General features: G+C 42.4%; 13 protein-coding genes. 8 read left to right on the top strand and 5 right to left on the bottom strand.

Going from position 1 to position 17,152, the window contains the following annotated elements; genetic code table 11:
- Positions 1-847 precede the first annotated feature (847 nt).
- Both QUB51_RS24215 and QUB51_RS24210 read left to right on the top strand, forming a co-directional pair.
- Entirely contained in the window at positions 848-1,090 is a 243-nt protein-coding gene (locus QUB51_RS24215; protein WP_333057252.1) for a transposase, read from the top strand.
- Positions 1,091-1,441: 351 nt separating this feature from the next.
- Positions 1,442-1,939, top strand: a complete 498-nt coding sequence (locus QUB51_RS24210) for a hypothetical protein (protein ID WP_333057253.1) — start codon at positions 1,442-1,444, stop codon at positions 1,937-1,939.
- A 66-nt stretch (positions 1,940-2,005) separates the two neighbouring features.
- Here QUB51_RS24210 and QUB51_RS24205 read toward each other — a convergent pair whose 3' ends face one another.
- The 3 genes from QUB51_RS24205 to QUB51_RS24195 form a co-directional block, all read right to left on the bottom strand.
- Positions 2,006-2,371: a response regulator transcription factor gene (locus tag QUB51_RS24205; protein ID WP_039886668.1), complete on the bottom strand. Its 366-nt coding sequence runs from the start codon at positions 2,369-2,371 to the stop codon at positions 2,006-2,008.
- A 322-nt stretch (positions 2,372-2,693) separates the two neighbouring features.
- On the bottom strand, positions 2,694-5,030 hold the full coding sequence (locus QUB51_RS24200) for a polysaccharide biosynthesis tyrosine autokinase (protein WP_333057254.1): 2,337 nt from the start codon (positions 5,028-5,030) through the stop codon (positions 2,694-2,696).
- 135 nt (positions 5,031-5,165) lie between these two features.
- Positions 5,166-6,638, bottom strand: coding sequence for a polysaccharide biosynthesis/export family protein (locus tag QUB51_RS24195; protein WP_333263585.1), 1,473 nt, complete (start codon positions 6,636-6,638; stop codon positions 5,166-5,168).
- Between the two features lie 205 nt (positions 6,639-6,843).
- On the opposite strand from QUB51_RS24195, the gene QUB51_RS24190 reads away from it, so the two are divergent.
- Positions 6,844-8,265 (top strand): O-antigen ligase family protein, encoded by a 1,422-nt coding sequence (locus QUB51_RS24190; RefSeq protein ID WP_333211121.1) that lies wholly within the window; start codon positions 6,844-6,846, stop codon positions 8,263-8,265.
- Positions 8,266-8,983: 718 nt separating this feature from the next.
- Here QUB51_RS24190 and QUB51_RS24185 read toward each other — a convergent pair.
- Complete coding sequence (locus QUB51_RS24185; RefSeq protein ID WP_333211125.1) at positions 8,984-9,946, bottom strand: polysaccharide pyruvyl transferase family protein; 963 nt, start codon at positions 9,944-9,946, stop codon at positions 8,984-8,986.
- Between the two features lie 70 nt (positions 9,947-10,016).
- Positions 10,017-10,940, bottom strand: coding sequence for a glycosyltransferase family 2 protein (locus QUB51_RS24180; RefSeq protein ID WP_333211127.1), 924 nt, complete (start codon positions 10,938-10,940; stop codon positions 10,017-10,019).
- 449 nt (positions 10,941-11,389) lie between these two features.
- Here QUB51_RS24180 and QUB51_RS24175 point away from each other — a divergent pair, with 449 nt between their 5' ends.
- The 5 genes from QUB51_RS24175 to QUB51_RS24155 all read left to right on the top strand — a co-directional run bounded on the left by QUB51_RS24175 (position 11,390) and on the right by QUB51_RS24155 (position 17,151).
- Positions 11,390-12,727, top strand: a complete 1,338-nt coding sequence (locus QUB51_RS24175) for a flippase (RefSeq protein ID WP_333211129.1) — start codon at positions 11,390-11,392, stop codon at positions 12,725-12,727.
- Entirely contained in the window at positions 12,724-13,950 is a 1,227-nt protein-coding gene (locus QUB51_RS24170) for a hypothetical protein (protein WP_333211131.1), read from the top strand. Before QUB51_RS24175 ends, QUB51_RS24170 begins: the two co-directional genes overlap by 4 nt.
- Positions 13,951-13,960: 10 nt before the next feature.
- The gene (locus QUB51_RS24165; RefSeq protein ID WP_333211133.1) at positions 13,961-14,902 is read left to right on the top strand and encodes a glycosyltransferase family 2 protein; all 942 of its coding nucleotides are present in this window, start codon (positions 13,961-13,963) and stop codon (positions 14,900-14,902) included.
- A gap of 24 nt (positions 14,903-14,926) precedes the next feature.
- Positions 14,927-16,180, top strand: coding sequence for a glycosyltransferase family 4 protein (locus QUB51_RS24160; protein ID WP_333211135.1), 1,254 nt, complete (start codon positions 14,927-14,929; stop codon positions 16,178-16,180).
- 62 nt (positions 16,181-16,242) lie between these two features.
- Entirely contained in the window at positions 16,243-17,151 is a 909-nt protein-coding gene (locus tag QUB51_RS24155; RefSeq protein WP_333211137.1) for a glycosyltransferase family 2 protein, read from the top strand.
- Position 17,152 lies beyond the last annotated feature (1 nt).

Raw genomic sequence — 17,152 nt, 5'->3', positions numbered from 1 at the left:
CAAAGTTTTCAATCGATTCATGCCGTGTGTATTCAAGGAATTCAGCAAGTTTCTAATTTGACATCAGAACGGTTAGCTATCTTAAATTTATTTCCAGTCACCTGTCGGTCTTATTATTTTTTGTTGTGAAAAGAAGTCTATTATTGATTGGTAAAACTGACTTACATTTAAATAATTGTTGATTCAGCAGTGATGTATTATTGTCATAATGCGGGCGATATATGCTGGGAATTAATAGTTATTAATGGTCTGATTTTTGACTTTTAATGGGCTAAGAAGATTGAATTAATGCCCTCATGTCAATTTTTAGGAATTCCTAACTGAGTGATGCGAGCGTTGCACAGATTTTTGGGTGTTTTTACTCACTATTATCTCGGATGATTCACTTTTATCCCCTCCATCTGCCTATGTGCCAGTTGGGGGTGCGGAATGTGGGATTAAAAAATACACCAATGAAAGCATATTCAGTAAATTTGCTTTCCAAAAATAGTAGCAGCCCATCAATATCAGAAGCTGTCGATCAGAAAAACAGCAGCGATATTTTCCGTCAGTAAAAGCTTAGTTCAAAAACTGGTCAAGCAACAAAAAATCGAGGGGAATTTACAGCCGAAACGAGAGTGGGAAACCGAGATATAGTCATTTGAATAATTCCACAGCTTCTTTGAGAGAAATAGTGGCAGCACATCCCGATGCAACCTTACTAGAATTGTGTGAGTTATTTGCCCAGAAGAATCGTAAAAAAAAACAGTGATCGGTAGCCAAGCCGGCACTGAAAGAGTCATGAAGTTAAGGTTAGATTATTGGTAAAAACTCAAGCATATCGACCCAAAAAATATAGTCTTTTTAGATGATACTGGAGTATTACGCTTGTTTAACCAGAAGTCATGCACGTTCACAACGAGGAACGAGAGTCTATGCGGTTAAACCTTTTTACCGAGGGAAAAAAGTCACAGTAATTGGTGCAATTAGTTTGAAGCGAGTAGTGGCACTCATGACAATGGATAACTCAATGGATGGCAAAGCATTTGAGGTATTTATTGAGCAATGTTTAGTGCCACAATTGTGGTCGGGAGCAGTAGACGTGAATTGATAATTTACCCGCGCATAAAGTAGATTCAATTAAGCCAGTAGATTGAAGCGGTGGGTGCTTCTATCTTGTGTTTTTCCCCATAGTCTCCTGATTTTAATCCAATTGAATTATGGTGGTCGCAACTCAAATCTTTCTCGATCCATTTGTCACCAACCACCACTAAAATGGTTGACACCATAATTTCTGTGGCTCTTGACTTAATTAATCCGAAACATCTTAAAAACTGGTTTACTAATTGCTGCTACTGTACCTCATAACATCCGGAAGTGCTGTATGCTATTTATAGGGCGATTAGGTCATTGGTTTGTGTTAATATGCTAAAATATCAAACAACCACGCGGTAATAATTAGGTGGACAAACTTCAGACAGATATAGAAGCAATTTACTCTAAAATTGAGGAATTGCGCCTGGAACGCCAGCAGCTTAGTATTGCCGATGTTGTCCCAGCAGGTGATTCGCCCCAAGCGATCGCCGATGCTTATCGGCGTCACGCCAGGGAAACAGCACAAGTGTCGGCAGAAGTCAAGGGTATAGATGACGCGATCGCGGCTCTGTCTGCTCAACTGAGTCAGAAACAACAGCAGTCGGTAAAGTTGCAAAGAATCAGTCCGATGGAGGAGCAAGTTGAAGAAGGAAGACTACTAGCTCAGGGACACGCGGAACGGATTAATGAACTGGCGGCGGAACTGGCGGCGGAAGTGAAGGGACTCAAGGCCATCGCCGACCAAATTAGTCCCAGCTACTGGCAAGTTTATTACAAGCCTTTTATTACTGGTTTTAAGAGTATTTCTGTTCCCTACGTGCGATCGGACGGGGATGTTTGGACTATTGTCAATCGAGTAGTTTAGAGAGGCTGCGGGAGCAGAAATAATCAGCGCTGAAGACAATTTTTTTCCTGTCCCTACTCCTCCACCTCAACCTCGCAGCAGTTGCTTAATAGTCCCGACCAATTCTTGAGGGTGAAATGGCTTGGCGATGTAAGCGTCGGCTCCTTGTTTCATTCCCCAATAGCGATCGAACTCTTCGCTTTTGCTCGAACACATTACTACAGGCAAATTTTGGGTTTTAGGGTCGCTTTTGAGCCTGCGACAGACTTCGTAGCCGTTCATCCGGGGCATCACGATATCCAGAACGACTAAATCTGGGCGGTTAGCTTTAATTTGCTCTAGAGCTTCTACGCCATCACTCGCTACCGTGACGTTTAGTCCTCTACCTTTGAGCAAGTCGGCGATCATCTCCCGCAGAGTGACGCTATCATCAACAACCATAACTGTACTCATAGAATAATCCCTACCAAGTTTCTGGGTTGAAACGTTCTCATTAACGTTTACACTAACGTTCACCTTCAAAGGTGTCTTTTCCTGATTGAGATTGCGCTCTGCTAAATGTAGTTTACCCACTTTTGCTGATTTCTCAATCATTTTCTGAGTAATTACCGCAAAATTTAAATATCCGCGCAATCTCGGTTGACACACGAGGCTATGTCCGTTAGTCTATCATTTTCTTTCTCAAATGGTACTATTATCAAAAAATCAGGGTATAGCTTGGTTGTGCGTTTCCCGTTGAGGACGGCGGCCCTCGGCCGCCTGCATCAACATTTGTCTAATTAGGATTTTTCGTACCTAAAGCCGATAGTTTTTGGTCGTAGAGCGTGTCTAAAACGACCGGGCGTTGGCGGTAGCTGTGACCGGTGTTTTTGCAGCCATTAGCAACGATTCCCAAAACGGAAGCTCCAGAAATTTTTAATTCTTCTAAAACTTTGCGAACTTGCGCTCGGTCCGTTTGCCCAATTTGGACGACCATAATCGTAGCGTCTGTGTGAGCTGCGATCAAGTGGGTGTCTGCCAAGCCTGCTAGTGGCGGGGTGTCATAAATTACTAAGTCAAAAAATGCTTGAAATTGCTCCATCAGATACTGCATTTTTTTGGAAGAAAGAAGCTTGATCGGATCGGGGGGAATTTGGCCTGCGGTGAGTACAAACAAATTTTCTTGGTTCGGGGCTCGTTGAATCGCGTCGTTGAGGCTGATATCTGTGGAGATGGCATCGCCCAGGCCACGCACGTTCGACAGTCCTAACTTAGCGTGCAGTTGGGGGCAACGCAAATCTGCATCTACTAACAATACTCGCTGTCCTACGGCTGCTGCTGTGGCTGCTAGGTGCAAAGCTACTGTAGATTTCCCGTCTCCGGTTACGGCTGAGCCGACTAAGAGCGATCGAATTGCCGTGCCTGCGCTCAGCAAGTGAATGTTCGTGTATAGGGATCGAAATGCTTCTAAAAATTGATAGTCCAAGTCGCTCAAAATACTTGGTGCCCCGCTCATCGAACCAGTAGGTCTAGCTTCGACCTGTTCGACTACTTCCACTTTCGAGTTCGATCGAGCCGATGTTAGTTTTCTCTGTCTGGCTGGCGGTCTGCGCTTGACTTTCTTGGTAAACGGAATCACCCCGAGTATTGGCAATCTTGTGGCCATTCTGAGTGATTCTGGAGTGTGGAACACAGTATTTAGTACCTCTACGAGCAAGCCGACGGCTATGCCCAGCAGACTGCTTAAAATTACTGCCAGCGCTAACTGTTTTCTGGTTTGTTTGACGGTAGCTGTTATAGGGTTGCCGAATTTGTCTCGCGGAATTTCCGGAGGATTTATCAGCACCCAGGGTATTTGCTCCTGAGCCGCATCAATTCGCAAGGCTTCTCGTTTTGCCAAGAAGTCCGACAAACTCTTAGTAACTACTTGCAGTTCTCGCTGTAAATTGTCGTATTGTCGGGTTGTAACTGAAAAGTTTCTAATTTTTTGGTTGAGAGCATTTTGCACAGCGGTCATTTCACGATCGCGCGCTTCAATTTCTTTGATTTGGGTCTCTAAATTTCCCATCACCACTTCTTTTGCTTGTTGAGTGGCGGTTAAAATAAGTTCTTCCCGACTTTTTCGCAGCGCTAAAACTGGCAAACTGTCTTCTCTGTACTGAGCTAATTTCATTGACAATTCCGAGTCTATTCTCTGAATTTGACCTAAGAGTCCGCCGTAAGCTTGTCCTTGGGTAATCAGCAGCCCCTGGGGATTATTTTCCTTGAGTAGTTTTTCATAGCTTTGGTAGAGGTTTCGCATCCCTTTTAGCTGAACTCTGATTTCTACTTGCTTGCCGCGAATGCTTTGAACTTGTTCAGACAAAGATTTTCCCTCTATCTGAGGTTCAAATAAGTTGCTCTGCTGCCGCAGTCTTTGGACTTGCAATTGCAGAACTTCTACTCTTTCTCGGAGCTTGGGAAGCTCCGTATCTATAAATTTAATACCTTGATTAATGCCCATCAGCCGTTGCTGCAAGCTGTAGTCTAGATAAGCTTTAGAAATTTTGTCCAATACGTTGTTAATTTTTTTTCTGTCTGCATCTTTGTAGCGAACTTGTAAAATTTTTGTGCCTTGCTGTTTGCCATCTTTCGTGTAGCTGATGCGGTTGATGGACATTTTTGAGATCAGTTCCGTATAGGTCATTTTGGGATACCACGCTCGCAATTCCTCAAGCACGGGCTGCATCAATTTGGGGCTACGCAAAATCCTAATTTGGGTTTCGTAGTCTACTAAGCTAATTCCTTCTATATTAATTCTTGCTAAGTCGGCAGCTTGGGTGTTGTTTAATTGTTTGGACAGCAAACCTTCAGCAGTGGCGGGTTCTACTAACAGGGAAAAGGAGCCTTCATACTCGATCGTTATGCTTTTAGAAGTGGCGACGATCGCTGTTCCTGCCAGGGCGCTCAAAGCAATGGTGGCGGCTGCCATGACCGGGAAGCGACGGCGCACGACGCCTAAGAGCCAGGACAAGTCTAGCTTTTCTTCTTCTCTCTCCTCAACAAAGTGATCTCTGTAGTTCTGAGCAGATAACTCCGGCAGTTTGCCATTCGATTTAGGTGTGAAGGGTTGGTAATCTTGTCTGCTATCCATATTCAGCCTGGGTATTTTTGAGGTTGATATTTTTGAGGTTGATATTTTTGAAGCGGCCAGGTCGCGGCTGGGTAATCTTATTGTTTAGTTTATTCTAGCCTTTGCCAGGAATTATTCACCTCACCCGCCGCCTTCTTACCTGAATAAAAATCGGAGAACGTTTATAAAATTTAACACTCCCGTCGCAGGCCCGACAGGTCCGATTACAGCGTTCATGCGATCGACAAAATTGACGAGACCCCTGCGAGATACGATAATCATGTCGTTGTTGCGAAGTTGAGGATTGGTTTCTTCGTTAATTCCTTGAGTTAAATTGACTTCGATCGTCCGTTTAGTAGCTGTACCGTCGTTATTGAGGCGGACTAGCTCAACTTTATCCCTTCTAGCTCTGGTATTCTCGTAGCCAAAAAATCCTCTGGAAACTAAAGCTTGATTCAGTGTGGCATTAGCTGGGAGCCTCAAGGGATCGAGGGATGTTCTGAGTTCTCCTACTACAAAAACGTTAATGCCGACGGGGGCAAAGTTAGTGCTAGCGAGTACGCCAGCTTCTGCTGGGTTAACGATCGTGGCTTTGGGCACAATGATCGTGTCTCCCTCCTGGAGGATGGTATCTTGAGCGCCGTCGCCGGACTCTAGGAACTGCCACAGGTTGACTGGGATAATTTGTTCACCTCTTCTGGTGACGCGCCGCACTTGGATTTGCCGGATGTCGGCATCCGATGTGATGCCACCAGCTAGCTGAATGGCCCGGATGACGGTGGGGAAACCTTCGCGGCTGAGGTCGTTGGTGGTATTGCCACCGATCACGACGTAAGCCCCGGGGCGGGTGACTTGACCAACGATGGAGATCGATCGAGGTTTTTCTGGGGGTGGCGAAAAGTTTGCCGTCGCAAATTGACGAGCTTCTGCTTGGTTGAAGTTGGCGACTGTGGGAATCACGATTGTGTCTCTGTCTTGCAAAATTATGTCTTGAGAGATGTCTCCTTCCTCCAAGAATTTCCACAGGTTGACATTGAGCACTTGATCGGGGCCGTCTCGTTGGGGACGGCGGACACGGATGTTGCGGATGTCGGCCACACCCGTGACGCCTTCTGCGAGTCTGATCGCTTGGGTGACAGTGGGGTACTGGACACTCGGCGCGGCTCCCGGGCCAGGAGTTAGGGTAATGGTGAAGTTTCCGGGCCTGGTGACTTCTCCGATGACGCCGACGTTGAGGGGGCGGGCGGCGACGAGGCTGACTGTGACTATGGGGTCTTTGAGGACGCGGCGGTAGGCGTTGCGGATGATGTTGGTGGCTTCTACTAAGGTGCGACCGCGGATGGAGACCAAGCCGATCAGGGGCAGGTTGACTGAACCGTCGGAAAGGACTTCGTAGCCGCGGCTGAGTTCGGGTACTTCGAGTATTTCTAGTTGAATGCGATCGCCGCCGCCGAGTTTGTAGCTTTCGGGCGATCTCCTAACGGGCGCAACGGTCTGGGCTTGGTCTGCGCCTAGCGGGATGGGAAGTTGTGCCGGGGTGCTTCTGGCGTCAGCGAGGACAGTGGAAGCAAACAAGACAACACCCACAACCGACGGGGCTATCTGTCTTGGAAAATGGGTGTTAACCATACACAACCTAATTTTATTGACTATGATTTATATAAGTGTAGCCTTTTTAGTGCTGGGCAAAAAGCTCATTATTTTAAGCGATCGCCGAAAAAACGGTGCTGTATTTTTGCTTTATGCCTAATTTCTGTGTTAGCGTGGTTGCGGGTTGACGCCTATATTTTATATCTAGATAATTTGAGCTTGTTTGTGATAAAGGAAAGCAATTATGACTGAACCAGTGTCTAAAGCGGCTATGCTGAAAGAGCTGATTTTAGGTAATTCTTTATTTATATGGATGCTAATGGCTATAATCGCCATCGCGACTTTGCTATTATTTCAATTGTCCAGTAGCAAAAAAATAGGTTTGGCTTTAGAAAAAACTTTTGCTTCTTTTTATATTTTCATCTCTCCCTCTCTCACACAACCTCCTTTTAATTACTTGCATCTTACTAATTTGCAAGATACATCTGGCAGTATTTTAAGTATGCTGCCTTATTTTTTTTACCCGTGGATAGTATTAATTTTATTTTCTAGGGTCAAAGCTTTTGGTAGCAAGTTTATAGATTTTTTTGCCAAAGTATTGATCATGAATCCTTTCTTTTTACTTTACATATTACTGCCATCACTGTCTACATTATGGTCTCTAGTTCCTGACGTAACGCTAAGAGCAGCCCTAGCTTTTTCAGCATTTACTGCTTTCGGATTTTACTTGGCCGCGCAATATAAATGGGATGATCTATCTCGTTTTTGGCGGTGGGGATACACGGCACTGGGTTTGGCAAGTTTTATAATGAAACCACCGGGAGCAGGCGATTTTGTAGGCCTAACGCAAGCTAAAAATTCTCTCGGTGGAATCCTAGCTTTATGTACGGCATTTTGGTATTTGCATTATTTTCAAGGAGCTAAAACTCAGAAAGAACGCTGGATTTCTTTGGGAATGATGTTCTTTTATTTTTACCTGGTGAGAGCTAATAAGTCGGGAGCGGCTCTAGTGATTACTATCATATTAATAATTGCAGTGTCCTCACTAAACTTTCTAAAAAAATTAACTTTTCAGTGGGCATTTACTGCGATTATATGTTTCCTGGTGGTCAGCATAATTATGACGGTTTTTGTAGTAGACAACCTAGAGGATATTGTTGTAGGTGGGTTAGGCAAGGACTTGACTCTAACTGGGCGGACCGAATTCTGGCCGCAGTTAATAGCTGCGGCCAATCAGCGCCCCTGGTTTGGCTACGGATACGAGGGATTTTTTCAACAAGATAAGTTAGGCCCCGCTACTCCTGCTTATTTTATTTATACTACTAATGGATTTCAACCGAAAAATCCTCACAATGGCGCGATCGGAATATTGTTAGCCTTCGGTTGGCCAGGATTAATCTTAATGATGATTTCCCTGCTTCTTAATTTGGCTTACGCAGTCCGGTATTTGAGTCGTAGCAAGCTGGAAGACGCGGGAATCCCTATTTGTTTTCTGGTGTCTATTATTATGAGCAACATCACAGAAACTCAGATCCTGGGAATCGGAAATGCTTGGCTGAGTTATGTAATGTTGACAGTTAGACTTGCCATAGACAATACTAGTAACACTTCCAACAGTAGCAGCAGCAACCCTCAAAGGCCTTCTGTAGCTCGCACTCTCGACTGAAGTAAAGTTCCTTGGGCGGATCGAAGATGTGCCAAGCTGTGCGATAATATCATCTGACGAGTCTGATTTTGCTCGATAGCCAAGCGTTCCACAACCGCCTTTATATTTTCTAAACACTGAAAATCGGCGTTGCTGGATTGAGGTATGATACAGAGAGATCGAGAGTAACAAAAAACATCAACCGAGAATTAAAATCAATGGAATGTCCTGAATGTAAGCTGAAGGGGTGACATGAAAGCTAAGACGTAGACCTGAAGGGGTGATAACCCGCCCAAAACCCTGACGACTGGGCAAAGATTCAGCCGAGTTATGGTAAAAAAAGATAGGCAGCAAAATGGTTACACACTTGCCTATCCCAAAAATAAATGTTACCAACATTTTACCTTGCCTCACTTGCAAAAACAACTGACGCACTTGCAAAATCGGGATGCTCCCCATTTAGACCTTGTAAATCTTCATGTAAATGGTAAGCAGCCCTCGCCGCTCCACCACTAATATCCGATGTATTAATCACTAATACTTTCATAATTAATTAAGCATATAAATAGGTTATTGGGTGACCGTGAAATCCTTGCAGTGTAAGCATCCTCGCTTGCTAGAATATACAGTTTAAATGCGTAAGCTGTTGTGCATTTAAACTGCGTGTTTCAGAGGTTGAAACCCAATACTTGCTTAGATAGCCTGGAAAATTTAAATGATGAACAGCTTAACAGATTAGCTAATAATTATTGACAGTCGCTAAAAATTGCTTTTTCCACTCATTAATGGCTGTTAAAGGGATTTTTACTAAAGTTTCTTCTTTAGCATTAATCCAATTAGCCACACTGTTTAAATCATCTCTTTGTACGACTGGCAAATTAGTATCTTTAGAAATTTCTGTAGCGCGATTATCAACTGACAGAATTAAAGTTCTCCTTTTATATTGTAAAGCTCTAATCCCAGCGTGTAATCGTGTCCCTACATAATCAACCGGATACTGAGACAAAGCCATATCTAAAGCTGATAAGCTAGGATTAAGATAAATTGCTCCCTCGCCACATATATCTTTCATGTGCTGATAATCTTTGGGCTGTTGCGTCCAGTAATAAATTAACTTATATTCCTGTTTCAGTAATTCCACTAACTGCTTATCTAAACTAGGATTTTGATTATACTCAGTAAAAGTAACCAATACTGACTCTGCTTTACCTTGAGGAATTTGGACACAATGTTCCTCTGTTAATTTCCACATAGTAGGACAAGCAGTATTAATTACATTATTAATCCCGATCGATTTTAGCTGTTTTTCTGTGTAACTGTCTCTCACTGAGTGCAGATATTTTTTACTTAATAGCCGTTCATACAAAATTTTGGTATATAAATTAGGCTGATTTTGGTATTGCCACCATCCCACACCCATTAGCGTAATATCTGTAATAAATAGAGAGTCCATTAAACTGACCTTCCATTGATTATATGAGTTCATGTTAGAGGACAATAAATTAGTACCACCGACAAAAATTAAACTGCTTTTACTCATCAAGCGGTAAGAATCGCTCGATATGACATCATGAGTAGGAAAATTAATAAATAGTCGATCAGGAAACATCTCATATAAAATGCTATTCACTGCATCCATAATGATCTGGTCTCCTAAATTAGAGCTACAGATTGAGGTATCCAAGACTGAGATAGTTTTCATAGCCTATTTTTCATTAAGTTGAGTAAGTTGACAGTGACATTTCGTATCATTTCATTGGAATTGGCAAAAATCATTTTAACCAGAGTTTATCGGGAATTTTTTTTAAGTGTTTGATCACCTTATTAATCAAACTTTCATGGCTGATAAATAATTTTTCAAACATTAATCGATCGTACTCTCGATCCACCATCAGATTATCATTGATTTCAAGAGGAAACCTTAAATCTAATTGTTTCATTTCTGCTATTTCCTTATTGAGAGTTCCAGTATGAGTAGCCGCTAACCCAAAACCTAAATTAGCCACCAAATTAACACAAGGCACGATCGACAAGCCCCCTTGAGCCAAGCGAGCAAAACTCCATTGAAAATCCCACGTATCTACCTTACCCTGAAAAGTATTTTCTAAATCCCGCGCTCTAATTTTATACTGAGCCTCATCAGCCAGTATAGCTTTAATTTTTGCTTTCACGTCAGGATTGATCCAAGCCTGCATATTAATATCATAAAATTGCCAGGCCCTCTGCCAAGAAGCCCAGCCCCAAATACCTCCATAATACGAGAAATGATAACTTTGCAGATCTAATTTCCATTCCTCCAAATAATTAGTCCCACTAATCATCATTACCCTGGGTTCATTTCTATATAAATCCAACATTTCTTCACAAAATTGAAAAAAAGATGGATTTGGCAAGCAATCATCTTCCACAATAATTGCTTCTTCTACTGTATTAAATACCCAATCTAACCCACTAGCTACCCTGTGCTTACAGCCCATATTAGCCTCAGCATAATTTTTATAAACTTGACAATCCCAGTCCACTTTTTCAATTATAGCCCTTACCTCAGCACATTTTTCAGCTTCCTCTGGCTTATCAGAGCGTGGTCCATCAACCACGAGTAGAAGTTTAGGCGGTTTAACTTCCCGAATCGCTGCAAATACCCTCTCTGTTGTATGAGGGCGATTAAATCCAAAAAAAGCCACAGGTGTTTTCATATATTAAACTCCAACTTATCATCCTTTTTGCTTTCGCTACGCCTAGACTGCTTGCTCAACATTTACCAAGTTTGGGTATCAGTAGTTCAGTTCTGCCTTTTAATCCTGCTTTAGCATAGTGGATCATACCCAGTAAACTAGGGATTATGCTTTCACCTTTGCATTTGTAGGGATAGGAGTTGGGTTAAACCACACCTACCAATCTCCTCAGTTGTTCTAGCAAATGAGCTAAACAAACCTAAATGAGTAATAATACTCGTTTAGGTTAAACGAATCGTATGGTATTTGAAATTTTAGAATACATAGTGGGAAAAGTTGTAGTTAGGGTGATTGGTGTAAATGCTGCATAAGTGCTAGTCTTATGATAGACTATAAAGCATTACTACTCTAGCTAGATTGCAAAAAGTTCAAAAAGTGTATTTTTATTTGGTAACAATTTAAAATTGCCGATGTTAGACAAGTTGGCTGGTATAGGTCAAAAGCTTGGTCCGGGTCTGCGCCAGGTACTAAGTAACATAGCTTGGCTGTTCACTGACCAAATCTTGCAGATGGGTCTAGGTCTGTTTGTAGGCCTTTGGGTGGCTCGCTATCTTGGTCCGACACAATTTGGATTGCTCAACTACGCGATCGCCTTTGTGTCGCTGTTTAGTTCGGTGGCAACGATGGGGTTGGGTACTCTGGTAGTGAGGAATATAGCTCGCGACCCTGAATGCAAAAATGAGACCCTGGGAACTGCCTTCGGACTGCAATTTACTGGTGGCTGCATCACTTTGTTGTTAACTGTCACCGTGATTACGCTAGTCAAGCCCAACGACACTCTGACTCGGTGGCTGGTAGGTATCATCGCTGCTGGAACTATCTTTAATGCTTTTGAGGCTATCAATTTTTGGTTCCAGTCCCAAATCCAGTCAAAATATACAGTGTTGGCTAAAAATTCGGTATGTTTTTTAGTTGCTGCTGTCAGAATTGGGTTAGTGACAATTAAAGCCCCCCTGCTTGCCTTCGCCTGGGTTAGATTGACAGAGGTGGCATTGGTAGGAATCGCTTATGTATATTTTTATAAGCTTACGGGGAATAAAATTAAGGATTGGCACTTCAGTGGGGAAAAGTGTAAGGAACTGCTATCGGAGAGTTGGCCGATAATTTTGTCGGGATTTGCAGTTTATGTGTACTCAAAAACCGATCAGATAATGCTCGGTGCGATGAATAAAAATGCAGAACTGGGCTATTATGCTGCTGCTGTTAAAATTTCGGAAATCTGCGATTTCTTGCCGATGATCATATCCAGCTCTATTTTTCCCAAATTAGCGAATTTGAGAAAGACCAATTATGAGGAATATCTAAATAAATTTCAAATTTATTCTGATATTATGATATTTTTATGGTTGGGAGTTGCCATACCGATATCATTACTTTCTCCCTGGATAGTGCATCTACTTTACGGTGACAAATATGCACAGTCAGCAGCGGTGCTTGGAATCTATGTTTGGGCGCAATTTGGCAGTAACTTTGGAGTAGCACGGAGTACATATTTAAACATAGAAGGTCAGTTGCGCTACGGTCTTTATTTGACTGTAGTCGGATCTACTTTAAATGTAGGGTTGAACTTTTTGCTGATTCCTAAGTATGGAGCTTTTGGAGCAACCACAGCTACTCTGATAACTTATTTTTACGTAATTATATTAGTCAACTTCTTGATTAAGGAATTGCGCCCATTCGCAAATTTCATCTGGCGCTCGCTTAACTTATACAAGGCAGCTTGTAGAATCAGAGGAGTAGTAAAGTGATTCAAATTAAACCTAAAATCGAACAGCGATCGAATTGCCCCTATTGCGACACGGAACTCAAGGCCCAAAAAATTTTGTGGCAAGGGATACATATTGTTCTGGATTGTAAGTGCGTGGGATGTGGTAGCGAAATAATCGACGAGTTGAGAGTAGGTCATGGAGTCAGAAACTCCGTCCAAGTTGATACAGCCAAAGGTGAAGTTTTTGCAAAAGTTGCTAACATAAAAGAATGGCTAGGCAAACCATTACTCAATTCACTCCAAAATCCTCAACCAGAAAAACTTGAGATTGTAAAAGAGATTTTTAAACCCTGCAAGCGGGTAATTATCTTAAACTGTATCGATCATCTTTATGGTCATTCCCTGCTGAAGTTGCTAAATGCACAAAGGCACTTAGAATGCAACTCTGACTACGGGTTAGTTGTGATAGTTCCTAAGTTTCTAAGGTGGATGGTTCCTGATGAAGTTGCAGAAGTCTGGACAGTACCTATTTCTTTAAAAAATGGTCAAACTTACTATCCCAGCTTCGCCGAGTTTGTGGATGAAGAAACTAAACGCTTTGAGGAAATTTATGTCAGCGAAGCCCATTCTCACCCTAGTCAGTTTGACATCACGCGGTTTACTAGAGTTCCCAAACACAAATTTGATGAACCAGAAACAAGAATTACTTTTATTTGGCGGGAAGATCGTTTATTAGTTAACAGTGGGCTGTTCCGAGTTCTGAAAAAGCTAAATCAACGAGAAAGGGCATTGCCATTGCAAAATTTAAAAATTCAGCACTTATTTGAGAAAATCAGGTTGCAAGTACCAGAAGCAAAATTTGCCGTCGCTGGTTTGGGGACAAAAACTAAGTTTCCAGAATGGATTGAAGATTACAGAGTGGATAGTTTTAATGAAAAAGTTGAAAGGGAAATATGCCGTGTTTATTCACAAAGCCGCTTAGTAATTGGTCTTCACGGCTCTAATATGTTGCTACCTTCGGCTCATGCTGGTATGACAATTGATTTGATAGATGAGCGTTGGGGTAACTTTGCCCAAGATATTTTATACCAAGAACGTGACCCGAGAATGGCTAGTTTTCGCTATAGATTTTTGCCCTATCAGACGAGCAATGATACACTGGCATACATAGCGGCTGTGATGCTTCACAAGTGGTTTAATTTTAAATCGGATATGACTGCTGATATTGTTAATTCAGATGTTGAACACTACTATAAAAATTAGAGTTGCAGAAATGTTCAATTACCAAATCCAAACAGCCGTCGCTTTTATCATTTTCAAACGCCCAGGTACAACGGCTAGAGTATTTGAGGCAATTCGTCAGGCCAAACCTCCCAAATTGCTAGTAATTGCTGACGGGGCACGTCCAGATAGGCCTGGAGAAGATCAAGAATGTGCTGCCGCTAGAGCTATTATTGACCAAGTAGATTGGGACTGCGAAGTTTTGAAGAATTACGCAGACGTAAATCTCGGTTGTCGCCTGCGGGTTTCTAGTGGTATGAATTGGGTGTTTGATAAAGTTGAAGAGGCAATTCTTCTTGAGGATGACTGTCTCCCTGATCCTACTTTTTTCCGCTTTGCTGAAGAATTGCTGGATCGTTACCGAGACGATCGGCGGATGCTGTCAATCTCTGGTCAAAATGTTCAGTTTGGGCGAAAAAGAACTGATTATAGTTACTACTTTTCTCGCTATAATCACTGCTGGAGCTGGGCGAGTTGGAGGCGAGCTTGGCAGCAGTATGATTTAGATATGAACCTGTGGCCAGAAATTCGCGATGGTAATTTTTTGATAGATGTACTGGGAGACTCCCATACTGCAAAAGTTTGGAAAAATATTTTTCAGCTTTGTTATGAAAGAAAATTACAGAGTTGGGCTTGTCAGTGGACTTTTGCTAGTTTTATTCAAAAGGGTACGAATATTCTTGCCAATGTCAATTTAGTTTCTAATATCGGACATGGTGTAGGGGGAACTAATACGGAGGATGTCAACAGTCCTTACAGTAATATGCCTGTAGAAGCTATAACATTTCCGATGAAACACCCGCCTTTTGCAATGAGGGATACGCAAGCAGATAATTTTACACAAAAAACTTTATTTGATTACGATCCCCCCTTGCTAAGAAAGGTGCAAAAAAAGGTTAATAAAATTTTGAAAAAATCAGGCAAAGTCAGCTAGAAATTTAGAGGAGAGGCATGGGAAATGAAGGTTGTACTTCTCAATAGTTCTGATAGTGAAGGGGGGGCTGCCCGCGCCGCTTATCGACTGCACCAAGGTTTCCAGGGGATTGGTGTGTCTTCGCAAATGCTGGTAAAAAATAAGAGTAGTGGCGATCGCAATGTAATTTCGTCACCACATAGTATTGCAAATAAGTTTGATAAGATTATTTCAACTTTATCTAACGCACCATTGCGGCTCTACCCTAAGAGAAACCCAGTTATATTTTCTACAGAAGTGCTGCCAGATGCTCTATCGAATCAACTGGATATACTCGCTCCTGATATTATTAATTTACACTGGGTTTGTGGGGGTTATTTACAAGTTGAAAGTATTCCCAAGTTTAAGCAGCCCTTAGTTTGGACGCTGCATGATATGTGGCCTTTTACAGGTGGCTGTCATTATAGTGAAGATTGCGATCGCTATACTCAATCTTGTGGTAGTTGTCCGCAACTCCACAGTAATAAAGATTCGGATCTGTCGCGGTGGGTGTGGCAGCGGAAAGCTAAAGCTTGGGATAAGCTTAAACTAACTTTGGTTAGCCCTAGTGTTTGGTTAGCTAAATGCGCTCATTCTAGTTCTTTATTCAAAGATTTTCGAGTTGAAATAATTCCTAATGGCATCAATACTCAAAAGTACAAACCCATAAATCGTCAGTGGGCGCGGGAAATCTTGAATTTGCCTCAAGATAAACAAATTGTACTCTTTGGAGGTGCAAGTGGAACAGGCGATCGCTGGAAAGGATTTAACTTGCTCGTACCAGCTTTACAAAGCCTCAGTAAATCAGGCTGGAAAGATCGGATAGAGTTGCTGGTTTTTGGCTCTTCTGAACCAGAAAATCCCATTGAACTTGGTTTTAAAACTAACTATTTGGGGAGACTCGCAGATGATATTTCCCTAGCAACGGTTTATGCAGCAGCAGATATTTTTGTCGCCCCTTCCGTGATAGATAACTTGCCAAATACAGTCATGGAAGCCCTTGCTTGTGGCATCCCCAGCGCCGCATTTAATATTGGGGGACTGCCCGATATGATCGAACACTGCTCAAATGGCTATTTAGCTAAACCTTATGAAACAGAAGACTTAGCGCGAGGAATTGCTTGGGTTTTAGAAGATCCCAATCGGCATCAAAAACTTTGTATTCGCGCCCGCCAGAAAGTGGAACAAGAATTTACTTTAGACATACAAGCAAATCGCTATTTGTCTGTTTTTAACGATCTTGTGTCCATTCCAAAGTAAACATCAGATTTTACGTAGTAAATTTTACTTAGCTATCGCTAAAAGCCACCAAATTGCGAATAATGAACCGTACTAAAATCGCGGCCCTTTTAACTTGCTTCAACCGTAAAGAGAAAACATTAGCTTGCTTAGAGGCTCTTTTTAAGCAGGCACTTCCAGCCGATGTTGATATTTTAGCCTATTTAGTCGATGACGCCAGTACCGATGGCACCAGCGAGGCAGTTCGTCAAATCTATCCTCAAGTCAATATTTTTTCCGGCGATGGGAACTTATTTTGGAACGGGGGAATGCGTGGGGCTTTCACCGAAGCAATGAAAGATAATCCCGACTACTACCTCTGGTTAAATGATGACACTCTTATTTATCCAGAAACCGTAAGTGTCTTGCTAGAAACCACTCAAAAGTTATCAGAAAAAGGAGAAACAAAAGCCATCATTGGCGGTTCTACCTGCGACCCTGAAACGGGTCAAACAACATATGGCGGTATGGTACGAAATAACCCTTTGCACCCATTCCGATATGCTATCCTCGAACCAACAAAAGAGGCTCAGATGTGCGATACTATGCACGGCAACTGCGTATTAATTCCCCGCAGCGTTGTGCAAAATATCGGCAACCTCGATCCAGCTTTTGTCCATTATATTGGCGATTGGGATTATGGTTTACGAGCCAGACAGAAAGGATGTACAGTTTGGATTGCTCCTGGCTATTTAGGAACTTGTTCTCTCAACCCCCAGGTGACCAAAACGGCTGCTGATAATTTAAGTGAAGGATTGGATAAAATGAGCAAACCGAAAGGTTTATCATTCAAAGATACTACCTTGCAACCGGCTCAAGAGTGGAAAGTATTTACTCAGCGGCATGGTGGCTGGTTGTGGCCAATTTATTGGCTGCTACCTTATCGCAGGTTAGTTTGGCTTTCAGTGTTGAGCAAACTGGGATTGACTAAAAACAAAACTCAAGGTGAATAGG

Origin of the sequence: Microcoleus sp. AT8-A3 (genome assembly GCF_036705675.1) — a bacterium.
Lineage (GTDB): Bacteria > Cyanobacteriota > Cyanobacteriia > Cyanobacteriales > Microcoleaceae > Microcoleus.
Note: the sequence above shows the minus strand (reverse complement) of the source record. Positions and strands in the feature narration are given on the sequence as shown.

Coding starts and splice junctions, on each gene's coding strand:
- QUB51_RS24215 (WP_333057252.1), top strand. CDS start 848: ATGATACTGGAGTATTACGCTTGTTTAACCAGAAGTCATGCACGTTCA.
- QUB51_RS24205 (WP_039886668.1), bottom strand. CDS start 2,371: ATGAGTACAGTTATGGTTGTTGATGATAGCGTCACTCTGCGGGAGATG.
- QUB51_RS24200 (WP_333057254.1), bottom strand. CDS start 5,030: ATGGATAGCAGACAAGATTACCAACCCTTCACACCTAAATCGAATGGC.
- QUB51_RS24195 (WP_333263585.1), bottom strand. CDS start 6,638: ATGGTTAACACCCATTTTCCAAGACAGATAGCCCCGTCGGTTGTGGGT.
- QUB51_RS24190 (WP_333211121.1), top strand. CDS start 6,844: ATGACTGAACCAGTGTCTAAAGCGGCTATGCTGAAAGAGCTGATTTTA.
- QUB51_RS24185 (WP_333211125.1), bottom strand. CDS start 9,946: ATGAAAACTATCTCAGTCTTGGATACCTCAATCTGTAGCTCTAATTTA.
- QUB51_RS24180 (WP_333211127.1), bottom strand. CDS start 10,940: ATGAAAACACCTGTGGCTTTTTTTGGATTTAATCGCCCTCATACAACA.
- QUB51_RS24175 (WP_333211129.1), top strand. CDS start 11,390: ATGTTAGACAAGTTGGCTGGTATAGGTCAAAAGCTTGGTCCGGGTCTG.
- QUB51_RS24165 (WP_333211133.1), top strand. CDS start 13,961: ATGTTCAATTACCAAATCCAAACAGCCGTCGCTTTTATCATTTTCAAA.
- QUB51_RS24160 (WP_333211135.1), top strand. CDS start 14,927: ATGAAGGTTGTACTTCTCAATAGTTCTGATAGTGAAGGGGGGGCTGCC.
- QUB51_RS24155 (WP_333211137.1), top strand. CDS start 16,243: ATGAACCGTACTAAAATCGCGGCCCTTTTAACTTGCTTCAACCGTAAA.